The organism is Pseudomonas fluvialis, from assembly GCF_014207935.1.
Taxonomy (GTDB): domain Bacteria; phylum Pseudomonadota; class Gammaproteobacteria; order Pseudomonadales; family Pseudomonadaceae; genus Aquipseudomonas; species Aquipseudomonas fluvialis_A.
In genome coordinates this window covers 595,500-616,877 of record NZ_JACHLL010000001.1, presented here as the reverse complement: position 1 = coordinate 616,877, position 21,378 = coordinate 595,500, and the positions used below count along the sequence as shown (strand labels likewise).

26 protein-coding genes are annotated in these 21,378 nt (G+C 62.8%); 13 read left to right on the top strand and 13 right to left on the bottom strand.

Going from position 1 to position 21,378, the window contains the following annotated elements; genetic code table 11:
* Positions 1-67: 67 nt before the first annotated feature.
* From rpoH to HNP49_RS02740, 6 genes are all read left to right on the top strand, one after another.
* The gene (gene rpoH, locus HNP49_RS02765; RefSeq protein WP_184680407.1) at positions 68-922 is read left to right on the top strand and encodes an RNA polymerase sigma factor RpoH; all 855 of its coding nucleotides are present in this window, start codon (positions 68-70) and stop codon (positions 920-922) included.
* A gap of 56 nt (positions 923-978) precedes the next feature.
* Positions 979-1,605, top strand: coding sequence for a hypothetical protein (locus HNP49_RS02760; protein WP_184680405.1), 627 nt, complete (start codon positions 979-981; stop codon positions 1,603-1,605).
* 433 nt (positions 1,606-2,038) lie between these two features.
* Positions 2,039-2,602 (top strand): DVUA0089 family protein, encoded by a 564-nt coding sequence (locus HNP49_RS18505; protein WP_221445036.1) that lies wholly within the window; start codon positions 2,039-2,041, stop codon positions 2,600-2,602.
* Positions 2,603-2,663: 61 nt separating this feature from the next.
* A complete protein-coding gene (gene xrtB, locus HNP49_RS02750; RefSeq protein ID WP_221445035.1) occupies positions 2,664-3,581 on the top strand; it encodes an exosortase B in 918 nt (305 codons plus the stop codon).
* On the top strand, positions 3,578-4,258 hold the full coding sequence (epsI, locus tag HNP49_RS02745) for an exosortase-associated protein EpsI, B-type (RefSeq protein ID WP_184680401.1): 681 nt from the start codon (positions 3,578-3,580) through the stop codon (positions 4,256-4,258). Before xrtB ends, epsI begins: the two co-directional genes overlap by 4 nt.
* Positions 4,259-4,278: 20 nt before the next feature.
* Positions 4,279-5,190, top strand: coding sequence for an EpsD family peptidyl-prolyl cis-trans isomerase (locus tag HNP49_RS02740; protein ID WP_311772057.1), 912 nt, complete (start codon positions 4,279-4,281; stop codon positions 5,188-5,190).
* Here the strand turns inward: HNP49_RS02740 and mtgA are convergent, their stop codons facing one another.
* Positions 5,191-5,925, bottom strand: coding sequence for a monofunctional biosynthetic peptidoglycan transglycosylase (mtgA, locus tag HNP49_RS02735; protein ID WP_409372514.1), 735 nt, complete (start codon positions 5,923-5,925; stop codon positions 5,191-5,193). It abuts the gene before it with no gap.
* Between the two features lie 69 nt (positions 5,926-5,994).
* Between mtgA and HNP49_RS02730 the strand changes: the two genes are divergently transcribed.
* From HNP49_RS02730 to HNP49_RS02710, 5 genes are all read left to right on the top strand, one after another.
* Positions 5,995-6,366 (top strand): DUF423 domain-containing protein, encoded by a 372-nt coding sequence (locus HNP49_RS02730; protein ID WP_184680397.1) that lies wholly within the window; start codon positions 5,995-5,997, stop codon positions 6,364-6,366.
* An 81-nt stretch (positions 6,367-6,447) separates the two neighbouring features.
* On the top strand, positions 6,448-6,648 hold the full coding sequence (gene thiS / locus HNP49_RS02725) for a sulfur carrier protein ThiS (protein WP_184680395.1): 201 nt from the start codon (positions 6,448-6,450) through the stop codon (positions 6,646-6,648).
* A 15-nt stretch (positions 6,649-6,663) separates the two neighbouring features.
* Positions 6,664-7,458 carry a thiazole synthase gene (locus HNP49_RS02720; protein WP_184680393.1) on the top strand — a complete coding sequence of 265 codons (795 nt, stop codon included), beginning with the start codon at positions 6,664-6,666 and terminating at the stop codon, positions 7,456-7,458.
* Between the two features lie 52 nt (positions 7,459-7,510).
* Entirely contained in the window at positions 7,511-8,182 is a 672-nt protein-coding gene (gene trmB / locus HNP49_RS02715) for a tRNA (guanosine(46)-N7)-methyltransferase TrmB (RefSeq protein WP_221445083.1), read from the top strand.
* A gap of 141 nt (positions 8,183-8,323) precedes the next feature.
* On the top strand, positions 8,324-9,667 hold the full coding sequence (locus HNP49_RS02710; RefSeq protein ID WP_184680390.1) for a DUF1329 domain-containing protein: 1,344 nt from the start codon (positions 8,324-8,326) through the stop codon (positions 9,665-9,667).
* Between the two features lie 69 nt (positions 9,668-9,736).
* Here HNP49_RS02710 and HNP49_RS02705 read toward each other — a convergent pair whose 3' ends face one another.
* From HNP49_RS02705 to HNP49_RS02650, 12 genes are all read right to left on the bottom strand, one after another.
* The gene (locus tag HNP49_RS02705) at positions 9,737-9,988 is read right to left on the bottom strand and encodes a hypothetical protein (protein WP_095939777.1); all 252 of its coding nucleotides are present in this window, start codon (positions 9,986-9,988) and stop codon (positions 9,737-9,739) included.
* A 33-nt stretch (positions 9,989-10,021) separates the two neighbouring features.
* Positions 10,022-10,345 (bottom strand): DUF3392 domain-containing protein, encoded by a 324-nt coding sequence (locus HNP49_RS02700; RefSeq protein WP_095939778.1) that lies wholly within the window; start codon positions 10,343-10,345, stop codon positions 10,022-10,024.
* Positions 10,346-10,361: 16 nt separating this feature from the next.
* Positions 10,362-11,522: a radical SAM family heme chaperone HemW gene (hemW, locus tag HNP49_RS02695; protein ID WP_184680387.1), complete on the bottom strand. Its 1,161-nt coding sequence runs from the start codon at positions 11,520-11,522 to the stop codon at positions 10,362-10,364.
* A complete protein-coding gene (gene rdgB, locus HNP49_RS02690) occupies positions 11,519-12,112 on the bottom strand; it encodes an RdgB/HAM1 family non-canonical purine NTP pyrophosphatase (protein WP_184680386.1) in 594 nt (197 codons plus the stop codon). The genes hemW and rdgB overlap by 4 nt, the downstream gene beginning before the upstream one ends.
* Complete coding sequence (locus tag HNP49_RS02685; protein ID WP_095939781.1) at positions 12,109-12,528, bottom strand: DUF4426 domain-containing protein; 420 nt, start codon at positions 12,526-12,528, stop codon at positions 12,109-12,111. The genes rdgB and HNP49_RS02685 overlap by 4 nt, the downstream gene beginning before the upstream one ends.
* Positions 12,529-12,553: 25 nt before the next feature.
* Positions 12,554-13,174, bottom strand: a complete 621-nt coding sequence (gene metW, locus HNP49_RS02680; RefSeq protein ID WP_095939782.1) for a methionine biosynthesis protein MetW — start codon at positions 13,172-13,174, stop codon at positions 12,554-12,556.
* Between the two features lie 3 nt (positions 13,175-13,177).
* Positions 13,178-14,317, bottom strand: coding sequence for a homoserine O-acetyltransferase (locus HNP49_RS02675; RefSeq protein ID WP_095939783.1), 1,140 nt, complete (start codon positions 14,315-14,317; stop codon positions 13,178-13,180).
* Between the two features lie 97 nt (positions 14,318-14,414).
* Positions 14,415-16,403 (bottom strand): dynamin-like GTPase family protein, encoded by a 1,989-nt coding sequence (locus HNP49_RS02670; protein WP_184680384.1) that lies wholly within the window; start codon positions 16,401-16,403, stop codon positions 14,415-14,417.
* A gap of 217 nt (positions 16,404-16,620) precedes the next feature.
* Positions 16,621-16,917: a DUF167 domain-containing protein gene (locus HNP49_RS02665; protein WP_184680382.1), complete on the bottom strand. Its 297-nt coding sequence runs from the start codon at positions 16,915-16,917 to the stop codon at positions 16,621-16,623.
* Positions 16,918-16,926: 9 nt separating this feature from the next.
* Positions 16,927-17,526: a YggT family protein gene (locus HNP49_RS02660; protein ID WP_184680380.1), complete on the bottom strand. Its 600-nt coding sequence runs from the start codon at positions 17,524-17,526 to the stop codon at positions 16,927-16,929.
* An 11-nt stretch (positions 17,527-17,537) separates the two neighbouring features.
* Positions 17,538-18,356, bottom strand: coding sequence for a pyrroline-5-carboxylate reductase (gene proC / locus HNP49_RS02655; RefSeq protein WP_184680379.1), 819 nt, complete (start codon positions 18,354-18,356; stop codon positions 17,538-17,540).
* Positions 18,357-18,374: 18 nt separating this feature from the next.
* Positions 18,375-19,067: a YggS family pyridoxal phosphate-dependent enzyme gene (locus tag HNP49_RS02650; RefSeq protein WP_184680377.1), complete on the bottom strand. Its 693-nt coding sequence runs from the start codon at positions 19,065-19,067 to the stop codon at positions 18,375-18,377.
* A gap of 72 nt (positions 19,068-19,139) precedes the next feature.
* Here HNP49_RS02650 and pilT point away from each other — a divergent pair, with 72 nt between their 5' ends.
* Both pilT and HNP49_RS02640 read left to right on the top strand, forming a co-directional pair.
* The gene (pilT, locus tag HNP49_RS02645) at positions 19,140-20,174 is read left to right on the top strand and encodes a type IV pilus twitching motility protein PilT (protein ID WP_184680375.1); all 1,035 of its coding nucleotides are present in this window, start codon (positions 19,140-19,142) and stop codon (positions 20,172-20,174) included.
* A gap of 30 nt (positions 20,175-20,204) precedes the next feature.
* Positions 20,205-21,353 carry a PilT/PilU family type 4a pilus ATPase gene (locus tag HNP49_RS02640; RefSeq protein WP_184680374.1) on the top strand — a complete coding sequence of 383 codons (1,149 nt, stop codon included), beginning with the start codon at positions 20,205-20,207 and terminating at the stop codon, positions 21,351-21,353.
* Positions 21,354-21,378: the final 25 nt, after the last annotated feature.

Genomic DNA, 21,378 nt, shown 5'->3' with positions numbered 1-21,378 from the left:
ATCCACAGGCTTGCCCTCCAACTCCGCAATGCTACACTGCGCGAGTTTCGTGAATCGGAGGATTCGCATGTCCACTGCTTTGCAACCTGTCTATGCCCTGGCTCCCGGTGCGAACCTGGAGGCCTACGTGCACGCGGTCAACGGTATCGCCCTGTTGTCCCAGGAGCAGGAGCGCGAACTGGCTGAGCGTCTCTACTACCAGCAAGATCTGGAAGCCGCTCGGCAGATGGTGATGGCGCACCTGCGTTTTGTCGTCCACATTGCCAAGAGCTACTCCGGCTACGGTCTGGCTCAGGCGGACCTGATTCAGGAAGGCAACGTCGGCCTGATGAAGGCGGTCAAGCGCTTCAACCCGGAAATGGGTGTGCGCCTGGTGTCCTTTGCCGTGCACTGGATCAAGGCGGAGATCCACGAGTTCATTCTGCGCAACTGGCGCATCGTCAAGGTCGCCACGACCAAGGCGCAGCGCAAACTGTTCTTCAATCTGCGCAGCCAGAAGAAGCGTCTGGCCTGGCTGACCAACGATGAAGTACATGCGGTCGCCGACTCCCTCGGGGTGGAAGCCCGCGAAGTGCGCGAGATGGAGAGCCGCCTGACCGGCAGCGACATGGCCTTCGATCCGGCAGCCGATGCCGACGACGATGTCGCCTACCAGTCGCCGGCGCACTACCTGGAAGATCATCGTTACGACCCGGCGCGCCAGCTGGAGGAAGCGGACTGGAGCGACAGCTCGACCGCCAATCTGCATGAGGCGCTGGAGAGCCTGGACGAGCGTAGTCGCGACATCCTCCACCAGCGCTGGCTGGCCGAGGAGAAGGCGACCCTGCATGACCTGGCTGCCAAGTACAACGTCTCCGCCGAGCGGATTCGCCAGCTGGAGAAGAACGCCATGAACAAGCTCAAGGGCTCGATTCAGGCCTGATCTCCCTCGCATCTGAAAGCCGCACCTAGTGCGGCTTTTGTTTTTCTGGAGTGTCGATGAACTCGTTTGCCAGTCTGCGCCCGGCGCATTACCTGTGGTTTGCCCTGTTGGCTGCCGGCAGTTTTCTGCTGGCCTACCTGGCGCTACGACCGCAGCCACCGACTGAGCCGTTGGCGGAATTCAAGAGCTGGCAGGCGCCGTTGCTGCAGCCGCTGGCCGAGGGTCGCCTGAGCCTGGCGCAGCTGGTCGATGCCGCTCCCGGCGAACTCTGGCTGCAGCCCCGTCTGGAGGGGCCGCGCCTGCTCTATCGCGCAGAGCTCGCGGAAAACGGTCGAACCTGGGCGGTCGAGGCTGAGCTGAGTCTAACTAGCGAGCAGCGCCAGAGCCTGCAACAGGCCACCGCCGCTCAGGTGGCGGACGGCGAGGTACCGCTCGGCGCCGGTCTGCGCGATGAGCTGGGACCGCAGAAGATTGCGCAGTTGTTGATCAAGCCTGGAAGCGCTCTGGTGGCGGAAGCTAGTCTGCTACCGACCTTCGGCCCGCCACGCTTGCGTTTGCAGCTGGCCGCGGGTGAGGCGTGGGTTTATCCGGAGCAGGGGCTGACCATCCACCTAGCGGAGCGGCAGCTTGTGTTGCTGCATTGGCTGCCCGTGGCTCGGATGAAGGCGCAGTTAAAGGATTAATTCATCCGTCCGTCAAGAAACCAGCTGCGCGCTTGAAAAGGACAGATTACTGGCGCATCATCGCGTCGTCAGATGTGCCAAATGGCCAGTATCAGCAGCGTTTGTCCTCGACGACACAGGGTGTGCAGTGGTGTGACTCAGGGATCAGAGTGAAAAGCCGTAGCGGCTGTGCAATAGACTGCATTCGCTTCTCAGCCATGCCCGTTGGGCAGAGCATTCCCCAGTTACTTCTCATCACGCTTTCGTGTTCGTGGGGCCTGCTAGCTTTAGCGGCCTCGGCGGGGCTTCGTCGTGGATGAAGCTGTGGCAGGCGCCTGGTGTCGGGCGTGCAGAATCTTGGAGGTTGGCGTGTGCCGGCTTCCTGGATAGGGAACGGGAGCAGGCAGTACCTGTTCGACGGATGAGATGATCTCGGCTCTAGGAGATGGATGCGATGAAACGACTGCTTGCTGCTGCGTTGCTCAGCACTGCTGCTGTAAACGCCAATGCGCTGGACTTTACCTTCACCGGCTCGCTGGAAAATCGGAACGAAGTGGCATTTTTCGATTTTTCCCTGTCTAGCCTTACCAATAACGTGCGTGCCTGGACCGATTCGTTCGAGTCTGGCGTGAACTTCGACCCGATCATCGCTATCTGGCAACAGAGTGGCAGTGACTGGCTGCAGGTTGGCCAAAACGATGACAACGCGAGTGTCGGCCCGGGTCAGACCTACTACGATTCCGGCCTGAGCTTTGCCAGTCTGGCGGCGGGTAACTACCGCCTGAGCGTGACGCCCTTCAGCAACTTCTCCAATGGCTCGTTGCTGAGTCAGGGCTTCCGCTTCGACTCGCAGCCGCTGACCGATCACGGTCGTGGTGACTTTTTTCGCGTCAATCTGAGCAACGTCGACAGCGCCGGTCCGGTGTCGCCGGTGCCTGAGCCGGAAACCTACGCCATGCTGCTGGCGGGGCTCGGTCTGATGGTGGGCTTTGCCCGTCGTCGCAAACAGCAGGCCTGATTCGCTGCTGTGTGGAGGCCCCGTCCTGTGGCGGGGTCTTTCTCTGTTCAGGATGAATACCGTGTCTGCCGACCCTGCTGTACTGTCTGTCTCCCGAGCCGAACGGCGCATTGAACCCTTCCTGCTGGTTACTCTGGCCGGTTTGGCCCTGCTTTATTTGCCGACCCTGTGGCGCCTGTTCAATGGTCTGTGGCGCGATGAAGGGCAGGCCCATGGGCCGATGATCCTGGCTATTGCCCTGTGGCTGATCTACCGCGACTGGGCGCAGCTGCGCCAGGCCGGAGAAGAATTCATCTGCAGGCCGGTAGCGGCGCAGCGCCCCGCCCTGTGGGTGGGCGGCACGCTGCTGCTGATTGGTCTGGCGCTGTATGTGATTGGGCGTTCCCAATCGATCGAATTTATTGAACTGGGCTCGCTGATCTGGGTTCTGGGCGGGGCTCTGCTGGTGCTCTTCGGGCCGCGGGCGCTGCGTCTGGCCTGGTTTCCGCTGTTCTTCATGCTGTTCATGATCCCGCTGCCGGGGCTGCTGGTTGCCGCGGTCACAATGCCGATGAAGATCGCTGTGTCGTATTGCGCCGAATGGGTCCTTTATGGCCTGGGCTACCCGATTGCGCGTACTGGGGTGATTCTGCAAATCGGCCAGTATCAGTTGCTGGTCGCCGATGCGTGCGCCGGCTTGCATACGCTGCTGACCCTGGAAGCGCTGGGGTTGCTCTATCTGAATCTGTTCCGCCATGAGTCGCTGCTGCGCAATGCGCTGCTGGCAACACTGATCATCCCGATTTCGTTCACCGCCAACGTGATTCGGGTCATGCTGCTCTCGCTGATTACCTATTACTTCGGTGATGAGGTCGGACAGGGCTACCTGCATGGCTTTTCCGGCATGGTGTTGTTCGCTACCGCCTTTATTCTGGTGATCGGAACCGACTCACTGATTCGCCTGTGCGTACGCGAAAAGTCGAGTGAGGTGATGCCATGAGTACCCTGCAGCGTCGGGCGCTCAGTCTGCTGTTGATCATGGCGCTGGCAGCTTTGCTGGCCTGGAGTGTTCGCCCCACGGTGCGCCTGGCCGACCAGGGCGCCACGCTTGATCTGGAAACGCTGGTCCCGCATCAGTTTGACGGTTGGGAGCTGGATGAGCGGCAGAGTGCCGCCGTGGTGAATCCGCAGGCGGGCGAGCTGCAGAGTCGTATTTATCAGCAGGTGTTGGCGCGTACCTATATTCAGCGATCGACGGGCCGCAGCGTCATGCTGTCGATTGCCTATGGCGAAAACCAGAGCCGCTCCAATGACCTGCACGTCCCGGATGTCTGCTATCCGGCCAGTGGATTTCGCATCGAACAAAGCAAGCAGGGCACAGTCCGCTTTGCCCAAAACGAAATTCCTGTACGTCGCTTGATCGCGCAGCGTCTGCAGCGTCGAGAGCCGCTGACTTACTGGACAATCATTGGCGATCAGATTGCCACCAGTGCCACCGGGGCCAAGTTGCTGGCGCTCTCCTACGGACTGCGTGGCACGGTGCCCGATGGCATGATTGTGCGGGTCTCCTCGATCGGTCTCGCCGACGATGAGGCCTTCATTCTGCAGCAAGAGTTTGTCGAGACTCTGCTAGGCAGCCTGTCGGCCGAGGGTCGCAAGAAATTGGCAGGCGCCTGATTCAAGCTCCCACTCCATTGATGGAATCTACGATGCGAAACAATCTGATTAAAACGGCCGGTTTTGGGCGAGTGACTGCGACGCTTCTGGCGGCGAGCATCCTGGTGGGCTGTGGCGAGAGTGGCCAGAGCGCCTCGAGCGGGCAGGTGGCCGTCAAGGTCAACGGTACGGAAATCTCCATCCACCAGCTCAATCATGTGCTGGGCTCCTCGGGCAATATCCCGCCAGCCGAGCTGGAGAGTGTCCGCAAGCAGGCTCTCGAACGACTGGTGGATCAGGAGCTGTTGGCTGCCAAGGCCGTGGAAGAGAAGCTCGATCGCTCGCCGAAGACCTTGCTGGCCATCGAACAGGCACGTCGTGAGATTCTCGCGCGGGCCTACATGGAGCAGGTGCTGGCCGCCGCCGGCCCGCTGCAGCGCACGGATATCTCGCGCTACTACTACCAGAATCCCGAACTCTTTGCCGAGCGCAAGCTGTACAACCTGGAGGAGCTGAGCTTCCCGGTTAGCGAGCTGGCGTTTGCCGATGTTCAGGCTCAGGTCGGCCAAGGCGCAACCCTTGAGAGCTTGCAGGCCCAGATCGAGCAGAAGGGTGGCAAGGTGCGTCGCCACACCGGTGCGACTCCGGCGGAGAAGTTGCCGCTGGCCTTCATCAAGGAGGTGCATCAGGCCAAGGTCGGCGACATTGTGGTTCTGCATGACACTCGCGACATTAGTGTGCTGCGAGTGCTGGCTACCCAGACTCAGCCTGTCAGCGAAGCCGACGCGGCTCCTGCCATTCAGCAGTACCTGATGAACAAGCGCGTAGCCGAGTTGCAGGCAAAGCAGCTCAAACCGTTGCGCGACCAGGCCAAGATCGAGTACCTCGGCAGTTTTGCCGCGCAGGCTGGTACTGCTGCAGTGCAGCCGGAAAAGGCCGCCAACGGCGGCTGATCAGAGTTGCCAGCGCCAGGCGGCACGTTGCTCCAGCTGTTTGAGGTAGTGGCTGCCGCCGAGCTGCCACATTTGCTGGCGAATCCACTTGGCTCTACGTTGCACGTAGGGGCTGGGGCGGCGGGCGCTCCAGGCGCGGGGGTTGGGTAGTACGGCGGCGAGCTGGCTGGCCTGCTGACGTGACAGGTAGGCCGCGCCTATGCCGAAGTGATGGCGGGCAGCCGCTTCAGCGCCGAACACGCCGTCGCCCCATTCGGCGGTATTCAGGTAAATCTCGAGAATCCGCTGCTTGGGCCAGAGCAGCTCGATCAGCCCGGTGAACCAGGCTTCCAGGCCCTTGCGCAGCCAGCTGCGGCCGGACCAGAGAAACAGGTTCTTGGCCACCTGCTGGCTGAGGGTGCTGGCGCCGCGTACGCTGCCGCCTTGCTGGTTGTGCTTGAGCGCTGCGCGGATGGCGGCGACATCGAAGCCCCAGTGCTCGGCGAACTTCTGGTCTTCGGCGGCGATCACGGCGATCTTCAGATCATCGGAGATCAGCGGCCAGGGCCTCCACTCCCGTTGCAGGTCGATGGGCTTGCCGTCGAGCCAGGACTCGATCTTGCGCTCGACCATCAGGGCGCTGCCCACCGGTGGAATCCAGCGCAGGCTGAGTACCAGCAGCGCAGAGAGCAAGGCGGCCGCGAGTAGCAACTTGAGCAGGCGATGCAGCAGTCTTGGCAACAGTCGGGAAGGCATGGGCAGGCTTGGCCGAAAGGGAAGGGCGGGCCATTATAGCGGCCCTTTTCCACGCGACTGGAGCCTGATATGGCGCGACTGTTTCTGCTTCTGGCAGCCTTTTCCGGCTTTACCAGTGTGGCGCTCGGCGCCTTTGCCGCTCATGGCCTGCGCCAGCAGCTGTCACCCGAGTATCTGGCGGTGTTCCAGACAGGCGTGCAGTACCAGCAGCTGCATACCCTGACCCTGCTGGTCGTGGCGTTGCTCCTGCAGCGTCAGCCTGATCGGCTGCTGACCTTGAGTGGCGGGTTCTTTGTGGCGGGCATGCTGCTGTTCTCTGGCAGTTTGTACGCGCTGACGCTGACGGGTATCGGCAAGCTGGGCATCATTACTCCGCTCGGTGGCGTGGCCTTCATGCTCGGCTGGCTGCTGTTAGGTGTGGCTGCCTGGCGCCAACGCTAAGGCGCCGTTTGGCTGACGCCTTGGTCAATGCGTGATGAAACCGCTAGAATGCCGACCCCTTCGCATGGTGACTGTTACGTCATGCAGATTCAGTTGAACGGTGAGCCTCGCGAACTGGCCTCTGACACCAGCATCTTGCAGCTGCTTGAGCAGCTCGATCTGGTCGGACGGCGCGTCGCGGTGGAGTTGAACCTGGACATCGTGCCGCGCAGTGCGCACGCGACGACCATCCTGCAGCCCGGTGACCGGGTGGAAGTGGTACACGCCATCGGTGGCGGTTGATCCCTGGAGGAACACATGAGTCAAGTTCGCGCAGACAAGCCTTTCGTCCTGGCAGGGCGCACCTATAGCTCGCGCCTGTTGGTGGGGACCGGCAAGTACAAGGATCTGGAGGAAACCCGTCTGGCGATCGAGGCCAGCGGCGCTGAAATCGTCACCGTGGCGGTACGCCGGACCAACATCGGACAGAACCCCGGTGAGCCCAACCTGCTCGATGTGATCAGCCCTGACCGCTACACCATCCTGCCCAACACCGCCGGCTGCTTCAACGCCGAGGAAGCGGTGCGCACCTGCCGCCTGGCTCGCGAGCTGCTGGATGGTCACAAGCTGGTCAAGCTGGAAGTGCTGGCCGACCAGAAGACCCTGTTCCCCAATGTCATCGAAACCATCAAGGCCGCCGAAGTGCTGGTCAAGGAAGGTTTCGACGTGATGGTGTACACCAGTGATGACCCCATCATTGCCCGTCAGCTGGCCGACATGGGCTGTATCGCGGTGATGCCGCTGGCCGGCCTGATCGGTACCGGGCTGGGCATCTGCAACCCCTACAACCTGCGCATCATCCTTGAGGAAGCGCAGGTGCCAGTGCTGGTGGATGCCGGTGTGGGCACGGCCTCCGATGCCACCATCGCCATGGAACTGGGCTGCGACGCAGTGCTGATGAACAGCGCCATCGCCCATGCCGGTGATCCGGTGATGATGGGCGCGGCCATGCAGCACGCCATCATTGCCGGCCGCCTGGCGTACCTCGCCGGGCGTATGCCGAAGAAGCTGTATGCCAGCGCCTCCTCGCCTCTGGAAGGCATCATTCGCTGAGTGGATCATGGTTGACCAAGAATTGACCGGGCAGGAAACTGCCAACCGCCCGCTGCGCACCATCAAGAGTTTCGTGATGCGTGCCGGCCGGGTGACCGAAGGCCAGCAACGCGGCCTCGATCAGGGCTGGCCGAAGTTCGGTCTGGAGCTGGCCGACGGCCTGCGCGATTTTGATCAGGTTTTCGGCCGCAGTGCGTCGCGTACCTTCGAGATCGGCTTCGGCATGGGCCAGGCCACGCTGGAGATGGCTGCCGCGGCGCCGGAGCAGGACTTCATCGGCGTAGAGGTACACAAGCCAGGGGTCGGGGCATTGCTGTCCGGCATGCTGGCCCAGGATCTGAGCAACATCCGCGTGTACAGCTGCGATGCCATCGAGGTGCTGCGCAACTGCGTGGCCGATGCCAGTCTGGACCGCTTGCTGCTGTTCTTTCCGGACCCGTGGCACAAGTCGCGCCATCACAAACGGCGCATCGTGCAGCCGGAGTGGGCGCAACTGGTGCGGCAGAAACTCAAGGTGGGGGGCGTGCTGCACATGGCTACCGACTGGGAGCCTTACGCCGAGCACATGTTGGAAGTACTGAATGCCGCGCCGGGTTATCGCAACCTGGCCGAAGATGGTCGTTTCGTCCCGCGCCCGAGCGAGCGGCCGGTGACCAAGTTCGAACGCCGCGGCGAGCGCCTCGGCCATGGTGTCTGGGACCTCAAGTTTCAGCGCACGGATTGACCCACGGACGACTCATTAGACCGGGCCCACCCGGCGCCAGGACGGCAACCTCACTGACCGGCAATCCCGGCTGGCTGGCCTAAACTGGTTGGCAGCAAGAACAAACTGACGGCGCTATTCAAGTGCCGCAAGGAGAACGCTGTGTTGAGACATGTTGCAGTATTGGCCCTGGCTGCGCTCTGCCTGCCGGCCCAGGCCAAAGTTGACGCTGCCCAGGCTACCCGCCTGGGTCAGGATCTCACGCCTCTGGGCGGCGAGCGCGCCGCCAATGCGGCGGGCACCATTCCGGTCTGGGATGGCGGCCTGACCACTCCGCCGGCGTCCTACCAGCCGGGCATGCACCATCCGGATCCTTATGCCGGTGATGCCGTGTTGTACACGGTCAATGCGCAGAACCTCGGCCAGTATCAGAAGGTGTTGCCAGCTGGCCTGCAGACCCTGCTGCAGACCCATCCTGACTTCAATATGCGGGTTTTCCCGAGCCGTCGTAGTGCCGCCGCGCCGCAGTATGTGTACGACGCGACCAAGGCCAACGCGACCAAGGCTGAACTGATTGCCGGTGGTAATGGTGTTAGTGGTGCCGCTGCGGGCACGCCCTTCCCGCTCCCGCAGAATGGCCAGGAGGTGATCTGGAACCACATCATGCGTTTCCGTGGCGAGCAGATTCACATGGTTGCCAACCATGTGGCGGTACTGGCCAACGGCAGCTACAGCCTGGTGCTGCGCGACCGGGAAATCTACTTCGTCTATGGTCGCCAGGGCGCTCAAGAGGGCGATCTGGACAATACCCTGTTTCACTACAAGTACAGCGTGACCGCACCCTCCAAACTGGCCGGCTCGGCCTTGCTGGTCGAGGAAACCATCGACCAAGTGATGGCCATCCGTAAGGCCTGGCGCTTCAACCGCGGCGAGCGCCGTGTGCGTCGCCTGCCGATGCTGGCCTATGACGCCCTGCAGCCGGACACCAACGGTATGGCCCTGGCTGATCAGGTCGACTCGTACAACGGCGCACCGGATCGCTACGAGTGGAAGTTGCTTGGCAAGCAGGAAATGCTGGTGCCGTACAACAGCTACGCCGTGCACCAGAAGGGCATTCCCTACGAGCAGATCCTCAAGGCCAAGACAGTCAACCCGGACCTGCTGCGCTACGAGCTGCATCGCGTATGGATAGTTGAAGGCGAATTGCGTACCGGTTTCAGTCATCCCTATGCCAAGCGTCGCTTCTATATCGACGAGGACAGCTGGCAGATTCTCGCGGTTGACCTGTATGACAAGGGTGGCAAGCTGGTTGGCCTGCAGGAAAGTCATCCGATCAGTTACTACGATGTCCCGGTGTTCTCCAGCACCCTGGAAACCATCTACGACTTCAAGGGCGGCCGCTACTTCGTCGATGGCCTGGACAACAACGAGCCGATGTACGACTTCAATGCCGACATCAGCCCACGCAGCTTCAGCCCGGCAAGCCTGCGGCAGCAGGGCAACTGAGGCCGACAGCAGCAACAAAAAGCCGCTCCTCGGGGCGGCTTTTTTGTGCCTGGCAGAAAAGCTCGGGGCTTATTCCAGCAGCGAGGCACCGCGAATGGTCAGCTCGGGCAGTCCGCTGGGGGCCGGGCAGACCTGGATGTACTTGATGCTTTCGCGCGGAATCATCAGCAGGTCGCCATCCACTTCGAAGCTGATGAAGGGGGTGTTCATCTGTTCGCGCAGGCCGCGGATGGCCTGCAGCGGGTCTTCTTTCTGGGTGGGGAAGGCGAGGGACATGCGCTGGCCGTCGTTGAAGAAGATATACAGGTGTTTTACGGACATCGGTGCGGCTCCATGAGGACGGTGGCTGTGCCGTTAGCTGCGGTCGGACAGCACGCCGACCAGAAAGAACACTAGCAGCAACACGGGGGCCAGGGTGTAGTTGTTGAAGTAGGCCAGGCCTTTGGCCAGCCAGGGTGTCAGGTAAATGATGCCCAGGCCGTAGACCAGTGCGCAGAACAGCACGAACAGCAGGGTGCGGAAAACGAAGTTGAGGCTGCCCAGGCGACGTTGCAGCCAGGCATTCAGATCCGGGCCGAACAGCACGAACAGAGTGGCCAGAATGGCCAGGGAAATATTGTGCAGGTGAGCGCGGCACCAGTGCGACAGAGTGGCGATCAGATCGAGCACGAGATCCATCAGGCGTCCTTAGCCCCTAGGGCAGAAAGCTTTGCAGCAGGTCGTTGAGAAACAGTTGGCCTCTGGGCGTGGCGCATAGCCGCGCTGGGTCATTCTCCAGCAGCCCCTGTTGCTCGGCCAGGCGGCGCCCTTCGGCGAGGCTCTGCTCCGACAGTCCGGTGCGCTGGCAGAACAGCTGAGTGGGAACGCCCTCCGTCAGGCGCAGGGCGTTCATGAGGAACTCGAAGGGCAGTTCGTCTGCGCTCAGCAGGCGTTCGCCGGCCTGGAAAGCCTTGCCGCTGTCCAGGTAGTCCTTGGGCAGACGGGTCTTCCAGCTGCGCCGGATCTGCCCGTTCGCGTCGCTCAGCTTGGCGTGGGCGCCGGCACCAATGCCGAGAAAGTCGCCGAAGGTCCAGTAGTTGAGGTTATGCCGGGCGCGATGGTTGTCCCGGGCATAGGCCGAGGTTTCGTACTGCTGGTAACCGTGTTCGGCGAGCAGGACCTGGCCGGCCTCCTGAATATCCCACAGTGTGTCGTCTTCCGGCAGCTCCGGTGGCTGGTTCCAGAACACCGTGTTGGGTTCCATGGTCAGCTGATACCAGGACAGATGGGTGGGTGCCTGGGCAATCGCGGTGCGCAGGTCGTCCAGTGCCGCGGTGACATCCTGCCCCGGCAGGCCGTGCATGAGGTCGAGGTTGAAGTTGTCGAAGCCGGCGGCACGTGCCATGTCCGCGGCTCGAATCGCTTCATCGCCGTCGTGGATGCGGCCGAGGGCCTTGAGCTGAGCACTCTGGAAGCTCTGCACACCGATCGACAGGCGATTGATACCCAGGCGGCGGTAGGCGCTGAACTTGGCTTGCTCGAAGGTGCCAGGGTTGGCTTCCAGGGTGATTTCGATATCCCCGGCAAAGCCGATGCGTCGTTCCACACCTTCGAGAATCTGTCCCAGCGCCTTGGCCGAAAACAGGCTGGGTGTGCCGCCGCCAAAGAAGATCGAGGTCAGCTGGCGACCCTGTGCCTGCGCCAGGTCCTGATCAAGGTCGGCCAGCAGCGCGGCGACGTACTCGTCTTCAGGCAGGTTCGGCCCGGCGGCATGGGAGTTGAAGTCGCAGTACGGGCATTTGCGCACGCACCACGGGATATGGATATACAGGGCCAGCGGCGGCAGCGCGAACGGGCTGCCTGCCGGACTGTTCATGCCAATCCCAGGCGCTGCTTGAGCAGGGCCATGGCGCGCGCGCGGTGGCTGAGCTGGTTCTTCTCGGCAGCCGGTAGCTCGGCGCTGGAGCACTGGCGTTCGGCCACCCAGAACAGCGGGTCGTAGCCGAAGCCCTGCTCGCCACGTGGGGTGTGCAGGATGCGGCCCGGCCACAGGCCTTCGCAGAGAATCGGCAGCGGGTCATCGGCGTGTCGCACCAGCGCCAGGGCGCAGACGAACTGCGCACCGCGCTCGGCATCCGGCACATCCTTGAGGGCATCCAGCAGCTTGGCGTTGTTCGCCGCATCATCCTTGCCGCCTGCGTAGCGCGCCGAGTAGATGCCCGGCGCGCCGCCCAGGGCATCCACGGCCAGTCCGGAGTCGTCGGCCAGTGCCGGCAGACCCGACACGCGAGCGGCGTGGCGGGCCTTCAGGATGGCGTTCTCGACGAACGACAGACCGGTTTCATCCGGCTCCACGCTGCTGAACTCAGCAATCGAGCGCACCTTGATGTGGGCGCCGAGCATGGCCTGCAGTTCTTTCAGTTTGCCGGCGTTGTGGCTGGCCAGTACCAGTTCTTCGATCATCATTCGTCGGGGAACACTTCTTGGTTGAAGCTGACGCGGTTGTTGCTGCCGTCACCGCCCTGTACGTCGAGGGTGAAGGTCAGCACCTCGCGGGTGCTCAGCGGAAATTGCGCCAGGTAGTAGGCGGCACCGGGTTCGGTCACCTGCTTGAAACTGAGCGGGGTGACCTGGCCCAGCAGGTTCTTCACTTCGCCCTTGACCTGGGCCGGCAGCGGCTTGCCGGCCTTGAGCACGGACACGGTGACCACGCCCTGGGTCTTGCTGCGGACCAGGCCGACCGCGCTGGCGGTGTCCGGCTGCAGGAAGCTGGAATTGAACACGCTGTAGTGCACATCGACTTCGGCAAAGCTTTGCTTGCGTTCGGCAAGTGCCGGCAGGCTGACGAGCAGACTGAGTAGTAGAGCGGTTAGACGGCGCATGATCGATCCTCCAAAGCGTGGTGGACTACACCGCGACGCGGTGTTCGGCCAGACCGGCACCACTGATGCGGTAGATGCCGATCTCGCCCATCAGATTAGGCCACAGCCGGCTACCCAGGCTATGGCGGTGTTCGCGGTCCACCGCCAAGCCTTCCTCGATTCGCGCGCCCTGGGCATGGCACAGGCGCTCGAAGTCGGCAAAGGTGCAGAAGTGGATGTTCGGCGTGTTGTACCAGGTGTAGGGCAGGAAGTCCGACACCGGCATGCGGCCCTTGGTGGTCAGGTACCAGCGGCAGCGCCAGTGGCCGAAGTTGGGGAAGGTGATGATGCAGGTCTTGCCCACCCGCAGCATCTCCGCCAGCACCTTGTCCGGGTATTGCAGGGCCTGCAGCGACTGGGTCATGACCACCACGTCGAAGCTGTTGCTGGCGAAGTTGCCCAGCCCCTGGTCGATGTTCTGCTCGACCACGTTGATCCCGCGGGCGATGCACGCGGTGATCTTGTCCGGATCGATTTCCAGGCCATAGCCGCTGACCTGCTTGTGTTCGGCCAGGCTGGCCAGCAGGTCGCCGTCGCCGCAACCGAGGTCGAGCACGCGGCTGCCGGAGGGAATCCACTCGTGGATGATTTCCAGGTCGGCACGCATGGCTTACACCTTGATCCGGTTCATGTAGGCAGAGAATCCCTGCAGGTAGCGGGGGATGGGAATGAGGAAGGCGTCGTGGCCCTGGGCGGCTTCGATTTCCAGATAGCTGACGTTCTTCTTCGCCGCCATCAGCGCATCGACGATTTCCCGCGAGCGTGCCGGCGAGAAGCGCCAGTCGGTGGTGAAGGACATCACGCAGAAATCGGCCTTGGCCACGCTGAGGGTCTTGGCCAGATCACCGCCCTGGCTGGCGGCCGGGTCGAAGTAGTCCAGCGCCTTGGTCATCAGCAGGTAGGTGTTGGCATCGAAGCGCCCGGAGAATTCCTCGCCCTGGTAGCGCAGGTAGCTCTCGACCTGGAACTCGACGTTGTGCAGGTCGAAGTTGGGCGTCTCGCTCTTGCGCTCGCGGCCGAACTTCTCGCCCATGGCATCGTCGGACAGGTAGGTGATGTGGCCGACCATGCGCGCCAGCATCAGCCCGCGCTTGGGAATTACGCCCTGCTCCTGGAAGTCGCCGCCGCGGTAGTCCGGGTCGGTGAGGATGGCCTGGCGCGCGACCTCGTTGAAGGCAATGTTCTGTGCCGAAAGCTTGGGCGCCGAGGCGATGCACAGGCAGTGGCGCACGCGCTCGGGGTAGCTGATGGTCCACTGCAGCGCCTGCATGCCGCCGAGGCTGCCGCCAATGACCGCGGCCCACTGACTGATGCCCAGGCGGTCGGCCAGCAGGGCCTGGCTGTTGACCCAGTCTTCTACCGTGACCACCGGGAAGTCCGAGCCGTAGACGCGGCCAGTCTGCGGATTGCGGCTGGCGGGGCCGGTGGAGCCGTTGCAGCCGCCGAGGTTGTTGAGGCTGACAACGAAGAACTTGCGCGTATCGATCGGCTTGCCCGGGCCGATACAGCTGTCCCACCAGCCAGGCTTGCGCTCGTCCATGCTGTGGTAGCCGGCGGCATGATGATGGCCGGACAGGGCATGACAGATCAGCACGGCGTTGCTGCGCTCGGCATTCAGTTCGCCGTAGGTCTCGTAGACCAGTTCGTAGTGGCTCAGGCTGCGGCCACAGGCCAGCGCCAGCGGTTCGGCGAACTGCGCTACCTGTGGGCTGACCAGACCAACGCTATCTTCGGGGATGACAGTGGGCATCGACCCTGCTCGTGTTCGGGGGAGAGCTGCAGTCTAAAGAACAGCGCCCCGGGCGGCAATCGCACGGGGCGCTGGGTGGACTCGCTAAAACAACAACTTAGCTGCGTTCGGCAGACGAGGAGGCGCGTGCGGCGAGTGGCAGGCTGACGACCTTGCCCTGGCGCTGGACCGGCGCCGGGCGGCGCAGTACGCGCAGCATCTCGTTGGCCTCGGCCAGCTGGCGCTCCAGGTCTTCGGCGTACTGCTTGAACTGCAGGCCGCGCTGGTGGGTCTGCTGGGTTTCCTGAGCCAGCGCCTTGAGCCGAACCATATGGCTTTCCAGCATCTGCTTGTGCTCCAGGGTGTGCTGCATCAGTGGCATCAGCGCATCGCTGCTCCACTGGTAGGTTTCCTGGCGCAGGCGCTGGTGCAGGCCCATCACTTCCTGGGCGAGCGTGGTGAGGAAGCGCCGGGTCAGCAGGCGCTGCTCGGTGAGCAGGGTTTTCAGGTTGCGCCGGAAACGATCGGCCTTGGCCCGTAGCTGGCCCAGCTCGCGTTGGTAGCGCTTGATGTTGAGCTGCGGCGCGTCCAGGCCGTGCAGCGGATTCTCGGCGTTATGCCGCTGGTAGATGGCGCCGACCATCTTGTTGGCCAGCGCGGCTTCGTGCTCCAGGGAGGTCAGGTCGAACTCCACGGCGCGGAAGAAGTGCAGGATGGCGTGGTTGATGCCGAGGGTGGTCCAGCTGCTACGCAGGTTGTCCTTGACCTTGCCCAGGTGTTCCTCCAGCCGCTCAGGGCGGGCGGCGAAGCGCAGCAGATCGCCCTGGCGCTTGACCAGGCGCTGGTTGGTCTTCAATCCCAGCAGGCGCTTGTGGTGGCGGGTGTGGTCTTCCTTGGTCTTGGCGGTCAGCTCGAACAGCAGCTGGCCGTTGTCCTGGCGATGGTTGGCGAGCAGGTTCTGCTGCTCGCGCACCTTGTTCAGGCGCAGGTTGAGCACGTGCTGGCTGTTGTTGAGCAGGCCAAGGACCTGGTTGACCACCGACTCTTCAAGCAGGCGTTCCTTCTGCGCAACGATGCGCTCGCACAGCAGATGTTCCAGATTATCGATCTGGCTGCGCGCGAGCAGTTCCTGGTCGCCGCGTACCTTGGCCAGCAGGGCCTGCTTGGCAGACAGCGGCAGTACATCCTGCGCCTTGATGCCGAGCTGCTTGGCAGTGCTCTGGCGGATCTGGTTGATGGCGTTCTGCACGAAGGCTTCGCCGGCCAGGTCATCCCACAGCACGTCGATCTTGTTCAGTACGGCAAAGCGTCCGGTCTGGGCGTCGTCGTCCAGTTGGCAGATGTGCTGTTGCCAGATGCTCATGTCCGAGGCGGTGACACCGGCATCGGCCGACAGCAGGAAGATGATGGCCTGGGCGCTGGGCAGCATCGACAGGGTCAGCTCCGGCTCGCTGCCGAGCGCATTCAGGCCGGGCGTGTCGAGAATGCGCAGGCCCTGGCGCAGAAGGGGATGGTCGAAATTGACCAAGGCGTGGCGCCAGGCCGGGACCAGGACGATACCTGGCTTGTCGCCGGTTTCCAGCATGTCCGGGTGGAAGCCGAGCTGGATGGCCTGCTCCACCGGCATGGGTTTGGTCCGGGCAACCTGGGCAAAGGCCTGGGCCATGCTGTTCGGGTCGCTGGCATCCAGCGGGATGTTCACCCAGTGCCGCGGCACGCGCTTGAACTGGGCAATGCTGGCCTCGGCCATGCGCGTTTCGATGGGCAGCAGGCGGATATAGGAGCGTTCCGAGCGCGGGTCGAAATACAGCTCGGTGGGGCACATGGTGGTGCGCCCGGCCTGCGACGGCAGCATGCGCTGGCCGAACTGCGAGAAGAACAGGCAGTTGATCAGCTCGGTCTTGCCGCGGGAGAACTCGCCGACAAAGGCCAGGGTGATGTGATCGGTGCGCAGGATCTTCAGCGCCCGGTCGAGCTTGGCTTCCACCGCCGCACTGCCCAGGCGGTTATGCGCCAGCCAGCTGCGGTAGCGGGTGATTTCGCGCATCAACTCGCGCTTCCAGGCTACATAGGCATCAACCTGCTGGCTGAGACGTTCCATACTCATCCTGATCTTCCTCCGGGCAGTGCATCCGTGCCGAGTGCAGCTTCTAATTTCAACGGTCTGTGAGCGTTACGCTAACCCGCGCGCGCCAATTTGGCTGCGGATTGACCATGAGCTGTGAACTGGCGCACAGGCAAATGGCCAGTATCCAGCTCAGGCATTATGGAAGAGGGTGGCGGATCGTCAACTGGCTGGCGCCATTGTCCCGCCTTATGGTCGGTCAATGACCCTGAGCGGTCAGTCCGGGCAGGTCCGGCAGTTTCTGCGGGCTCTGGATGCGCACGCGCTTCTGCCTGTTGAGCTCGCCGCTGATCAGGCTGACCTGACTTTTGGCCACGCCGAAGGCTTTGCCGAGAAAGGCCAGCAGGTGGGCGTTGGCCTTGCCTTCTACGGGCGGGGCGGTGAGGCGGATTTTCAGGCGCTCACCATGCAGCCCGGCGAATTCGTCGGAGCTCGCCTTGGGCTGCAGGTGGCAGTCGAGGATCAGGTCTTCCCCGTCCCAGCGGAAATAGCTCAATGCCCGGCCTTACATGAACGGGCTGAGCTGGCGTGGCATGCCGGTCATGGCGGCCAGGTTGCCGATCACCAGCATGTCGATCAGGTTCAGCGCGATGAAGGCAAAGATGGGCGAGATATCCAGGCCGCCCAGGTTCGGAATCAGCTTGCGGAAGGGGGCCAGCACGGGCTCGCACAGCTGATTGACCAGCTGAGCGCCAGGGTTGTAGCTGCCTGGCGCGACCCAGGAGAGGATCACGCTGACGATCAGGGCGAAGAAGAACACCTTGATGAACAGCGAGGTGACGCCAATGATCGACCAGATCAGCAACTGGCCGGCCAGCCCCAGAATGTCGGCGCCGTAGCCCATCAGAAGCAGGGTCAGCGCCATCAGCAGCAGTTGCACGACGATGGCCAGGATCAGTGAGGCCAGGTCCAGGCCGGCCAGGCCCGGGATCAGCCGGCGCAGCGGGCGCACCAGTGGCTGGGTGGCGCGCACCACGAACTGGCTGAGCGGGTTGTAGAAGTCGGCCCGCACCAGTTGCAGGATGAAACGCAGCAGGACGATCAGCAGATACAGGCTGCCGAGGGTCTGCAGGATATAGATGGCGGCGGTGTTCAATCCGGTCATGGTCTGCTCCTTTACTGGCCGAGTTGCTCGGCCATTTCGGCCGAGCGGTCGGTGGCGGCCTGCATGGCCCTGGCGGTCAGTGCCTCGAAGCCACCGGCCTGGAAGGTCTTGATGGCCGCTTCGGTGGTGCCGTTGGGCGAGGTGACACGGCGGCGCAGCTCGGCGGCGTCGACATCACTCTCGCAGGCCATGCGCGCGGCGCCGAGAGCCGTGTGCAGGGTCAGTTGCGCGGCGGTGGCGCGGGGCAGGCCGAGTTTTTCGCCGGCGGCGGTCATGGCCTCGATCAGCAGGAAGAAATAGGCCGGGCCACTGCCGGAAACGGCGGTCACCGCGTCGATCAGTGCTTCATCCTCCAGCCACAGGGCCAGGCCGACGGCGGAGAGCAGTTGCTCGGCCTGCTGGCGCTGTTCGGCCGACACTTCGGCATTGGCATACAGACCGCTCACGCCCTGACGCAGCAGGGCCGGCGTATTGGGCATGCAGCGGACAATCGGGCGCTGGCCCAGCCAGTTGGCCAGACTGGCGCAACTGATGCCGGCCGCGATGGAGACAATCAGCTGGTTTTCGCTGAGGCTGGGTGCCAGCTCCAGACACACCGCTTTCATGACCTGGGGCTTGACCGCCAGCACGATGACATCGGCACCCTGCACGGCTTCGGCATTGCCGGCAAAGACCTCGATGCCGTGCTCGCCGGCAACCTTGGCGCGCTGCTCGGCACCCGGTTCGCTGGCGCACAACTGGCTGGCCGCCAGGCCCTGGGCACGCAGACCACCGATCAGGCTGGCGGCCATGTTGCCGGCGCCGATAAAGGCAATGCAGGGCTGTTTCATAGTCATTCCTTCAAAAAGTCAGTGAGTGGGCGTGCCGTAATCACGGGCGCCAAACAGGGCGGTGCCGATGCGCACCCAAGTGGCGCCTTCGGCAATCGCCGCTTCCAGATCGTCGCTCATGCCCATGGACAGGACATCAAGCTCAAGGTTCAGGTCGTCGCGCAGCTGGCGCAGGCGCGCACAGGCGGCATGCTGCTGGGCAAGGTCGCTGGTGGGTTCGGGGATGGTCATCAGGCCGCGCAGGCGCAGGTTGGGCAGCTGGCTGACCGCCAGGGCCAGGGCCGCCAGCTCCTCGGGGGTGCAACCGGACTTGCTGGCCTCGCCACTGACATTGACCTGCAGGCAGATATTCAGCGGTGGCAACTGCTTGGGCCGTTGTTCGGACAGGCGCTGGGCGATTTTCAGGCGATCCACCGAATGCACCCAGGCGAAATGCTCGGCGATCGGACGGGTCTTGTTCGACTGGATCGGGCCGATGAAATGCCAGGTCAGCGCCAGGTCGCTCAGTTCGGCCTGCTTGTTGAGCGCTTCCTGCAGGTAATTTTCACCGAAGTCGTCTTGTCCGCAGGCATGCGCTTCGCGCACGGCAGCGGCCGGCTTGGTCTTGCTCACAGCCAACAGGCCGACGGACTCGGGATCGCGGCCGCAGGCTTGCGCGGCCTCACGGATCCGCGTGCGAACCTTTGCAATATTCTTTGCTATGGTGGACATTAATCCGCACCTTTTGCCTGTATGCCGCGAATTGGCGGCATTCTACCTGCTTGCTTGTGATTGGGGAGTCCCATGGATATTACCGAGCTGCTGGCGTTCAGCGCCAAGCAAGGCGCTTCGGACCTGCACCTCTCGGCCGGTCTGCCGCCGATGATTCGTGTCGACGGCGATGTGCGCCGCATCAATCTGCCGCCGCTGGATCACAAGCAGGTGCACGCGCTGATCTACGACATCATGAACGACAAGCAGCGCAAGGATTACGAAGAGTTCCTCGAGACCGACTTCTCCTTCGAAGTGCCGGGCGTGGCGCGCTTCCGTGTCAACGCCTTCAACCAGAACCGCGGTGCCGGTGCGGTATTCCGGACCATTCCTTCCAAGGTGCTGACCATGGAAGACCTCGGCATGGGCGAGATCTTCAAGAAGGTCTCCGATGTGCCGCGTGGTCTGGTGCTGGTCACCGGGCCGACCGGTTCGGGTAAGTCGACCACTCTGGCGGCCATGCTCGATTACCTGAACAACAACAAGTATCACCACATCCTCACCGTCGAAGACCCGATCGAATTCGTTCACGAGTCGAAGAAGTGCCTGGTCAACCAGCGTGAGGTGCACCGCGACACCCTCGGTTTCAACGAGGCTCTGCGCTCGGCACTGCGTGAAGACCCGGACATCATCCTGGTGGGTGAGATGCGCGACCTGGAAACCATCCGCCTGGCGCTGACCGCTGCGGAAACCGGTCACCTGGTCTTCGGCACCCTGCACACCACCTCCGCTGCCAAGACCATCGACCGTATCGTCGACGTGTTCCCGGCCGAGGAAAAGTCCATGGTTCGTTCCATGCTGTCCGAGTCGCTGCAGGCGGTCATCTCGCAGACCCTGCTGAAGAAGATCGGCGGCGGCCGTGTCGCGGCTCACGAGATCATGATCGGCACCCCGGCGATCCGTAACCTGATCCGCGAAGACAAGGTGGCGCAGATGTATTCGGCGATCCAGACCGGCGGCTCGCTGGGCATGCAGACCCTGGACATGTGCCTGAAGAACCTGCTGGCCAAGGGTTTGGTCAGCCGCGAGAGTGCGCGCGAAAAAGCCAAGATTCAGGAAAACTTCTAATAGCGGTCTGGCTGACCGACCGAGGATTGCATGGAATTTGAAAAGCTTCTGCGCCTGATGGTGGAAAAGGGCGGCTCCGACCTGTTCATCACCGCGGGCGTGCCACCGTCGATGAAGGTCAATGGCAAGGTCATGCCGGTGACCAAGAACCCGCTGTCGCCGGAGCAGACCCGCGAAACCGTGATGGGTGTGATGAACGAGGCCCAGCGTCGCGAGTTCGCCGAGAAGCACGAGTGTAACTTCGCCATCAGCGCTCGCGGTATCGGTCGTTTCCGTGTCAGCGCCTTCTACCAGCGCAATCTGGTGGGCATGGTGCTGCGCCGTATCGAGACCAACATCCCGACCATCGAAGACCTCAAGCTGCCGGAAGTGCTGAAGAAGCTGGCCATGACCAAGCGTGGCCTGGTGCTGTTTGTCGGCGCCACTGGTACTGGCAAGTCGACCTCGCTGGCGGCCATGATCGGCTATCGCAACAAGAACTCCAGCGGTCATATCATTTCCATCGAGGACCCGATCGAATACATCCACCAGCACCAGGGCTGCATTGTCACCCAGCGTGAAGTGGGTATCGATACCGAGTCCTTCGAGGTGGCGCTGAAGAACACCCTGCGCCAGGCGCCGGACGTGATCCTGATCGGCGAGGTGCGGACCCGCGAGACTATGGACTACGCGGTTGCCTTTGCCGAGACCGGTCACCTGGCCCTGGCGACCCTTCACGCCAACAACGCCAACCAGGCGCTGGACCGCATCATCAACTTCTTCCCGGCCGACCGTCAGCAGCAGGTGTGGATGGACCTGTCGCTGAACCTCAAGGCCATCGTTGCCCAGCAACTGGTGCCGACGCCGGATGGCAAAGGGCGGCGCGCGGTGATCGAAGTGCTGATCAATACCCCGCTGGCCGCCGACCTGATCCGCAAGGGCGAGGTGCACGAGCTCAAGGCGCTGATGAAGCGCTCCACCGAGCTGGGCATGCAGACGTTTGACCAGGCGCTTTACACCCTGTATTCCCAGGGCGAGATCACCTACGAGGACGCCCTGGCCCACGCGGACTCTGCCAACGACCTGCGCCTGCTGATCAAGCTGGGCTCGGAAACCGATGGCGAGCACCTGACCAGCTCCAGTCATGGCCTCAGTCTGGAAGTGGCGGAAGAAGACCCGCACGCCAGACGCTTTCGCTGACGGCCAAGAAAAAACCCGCTACGGC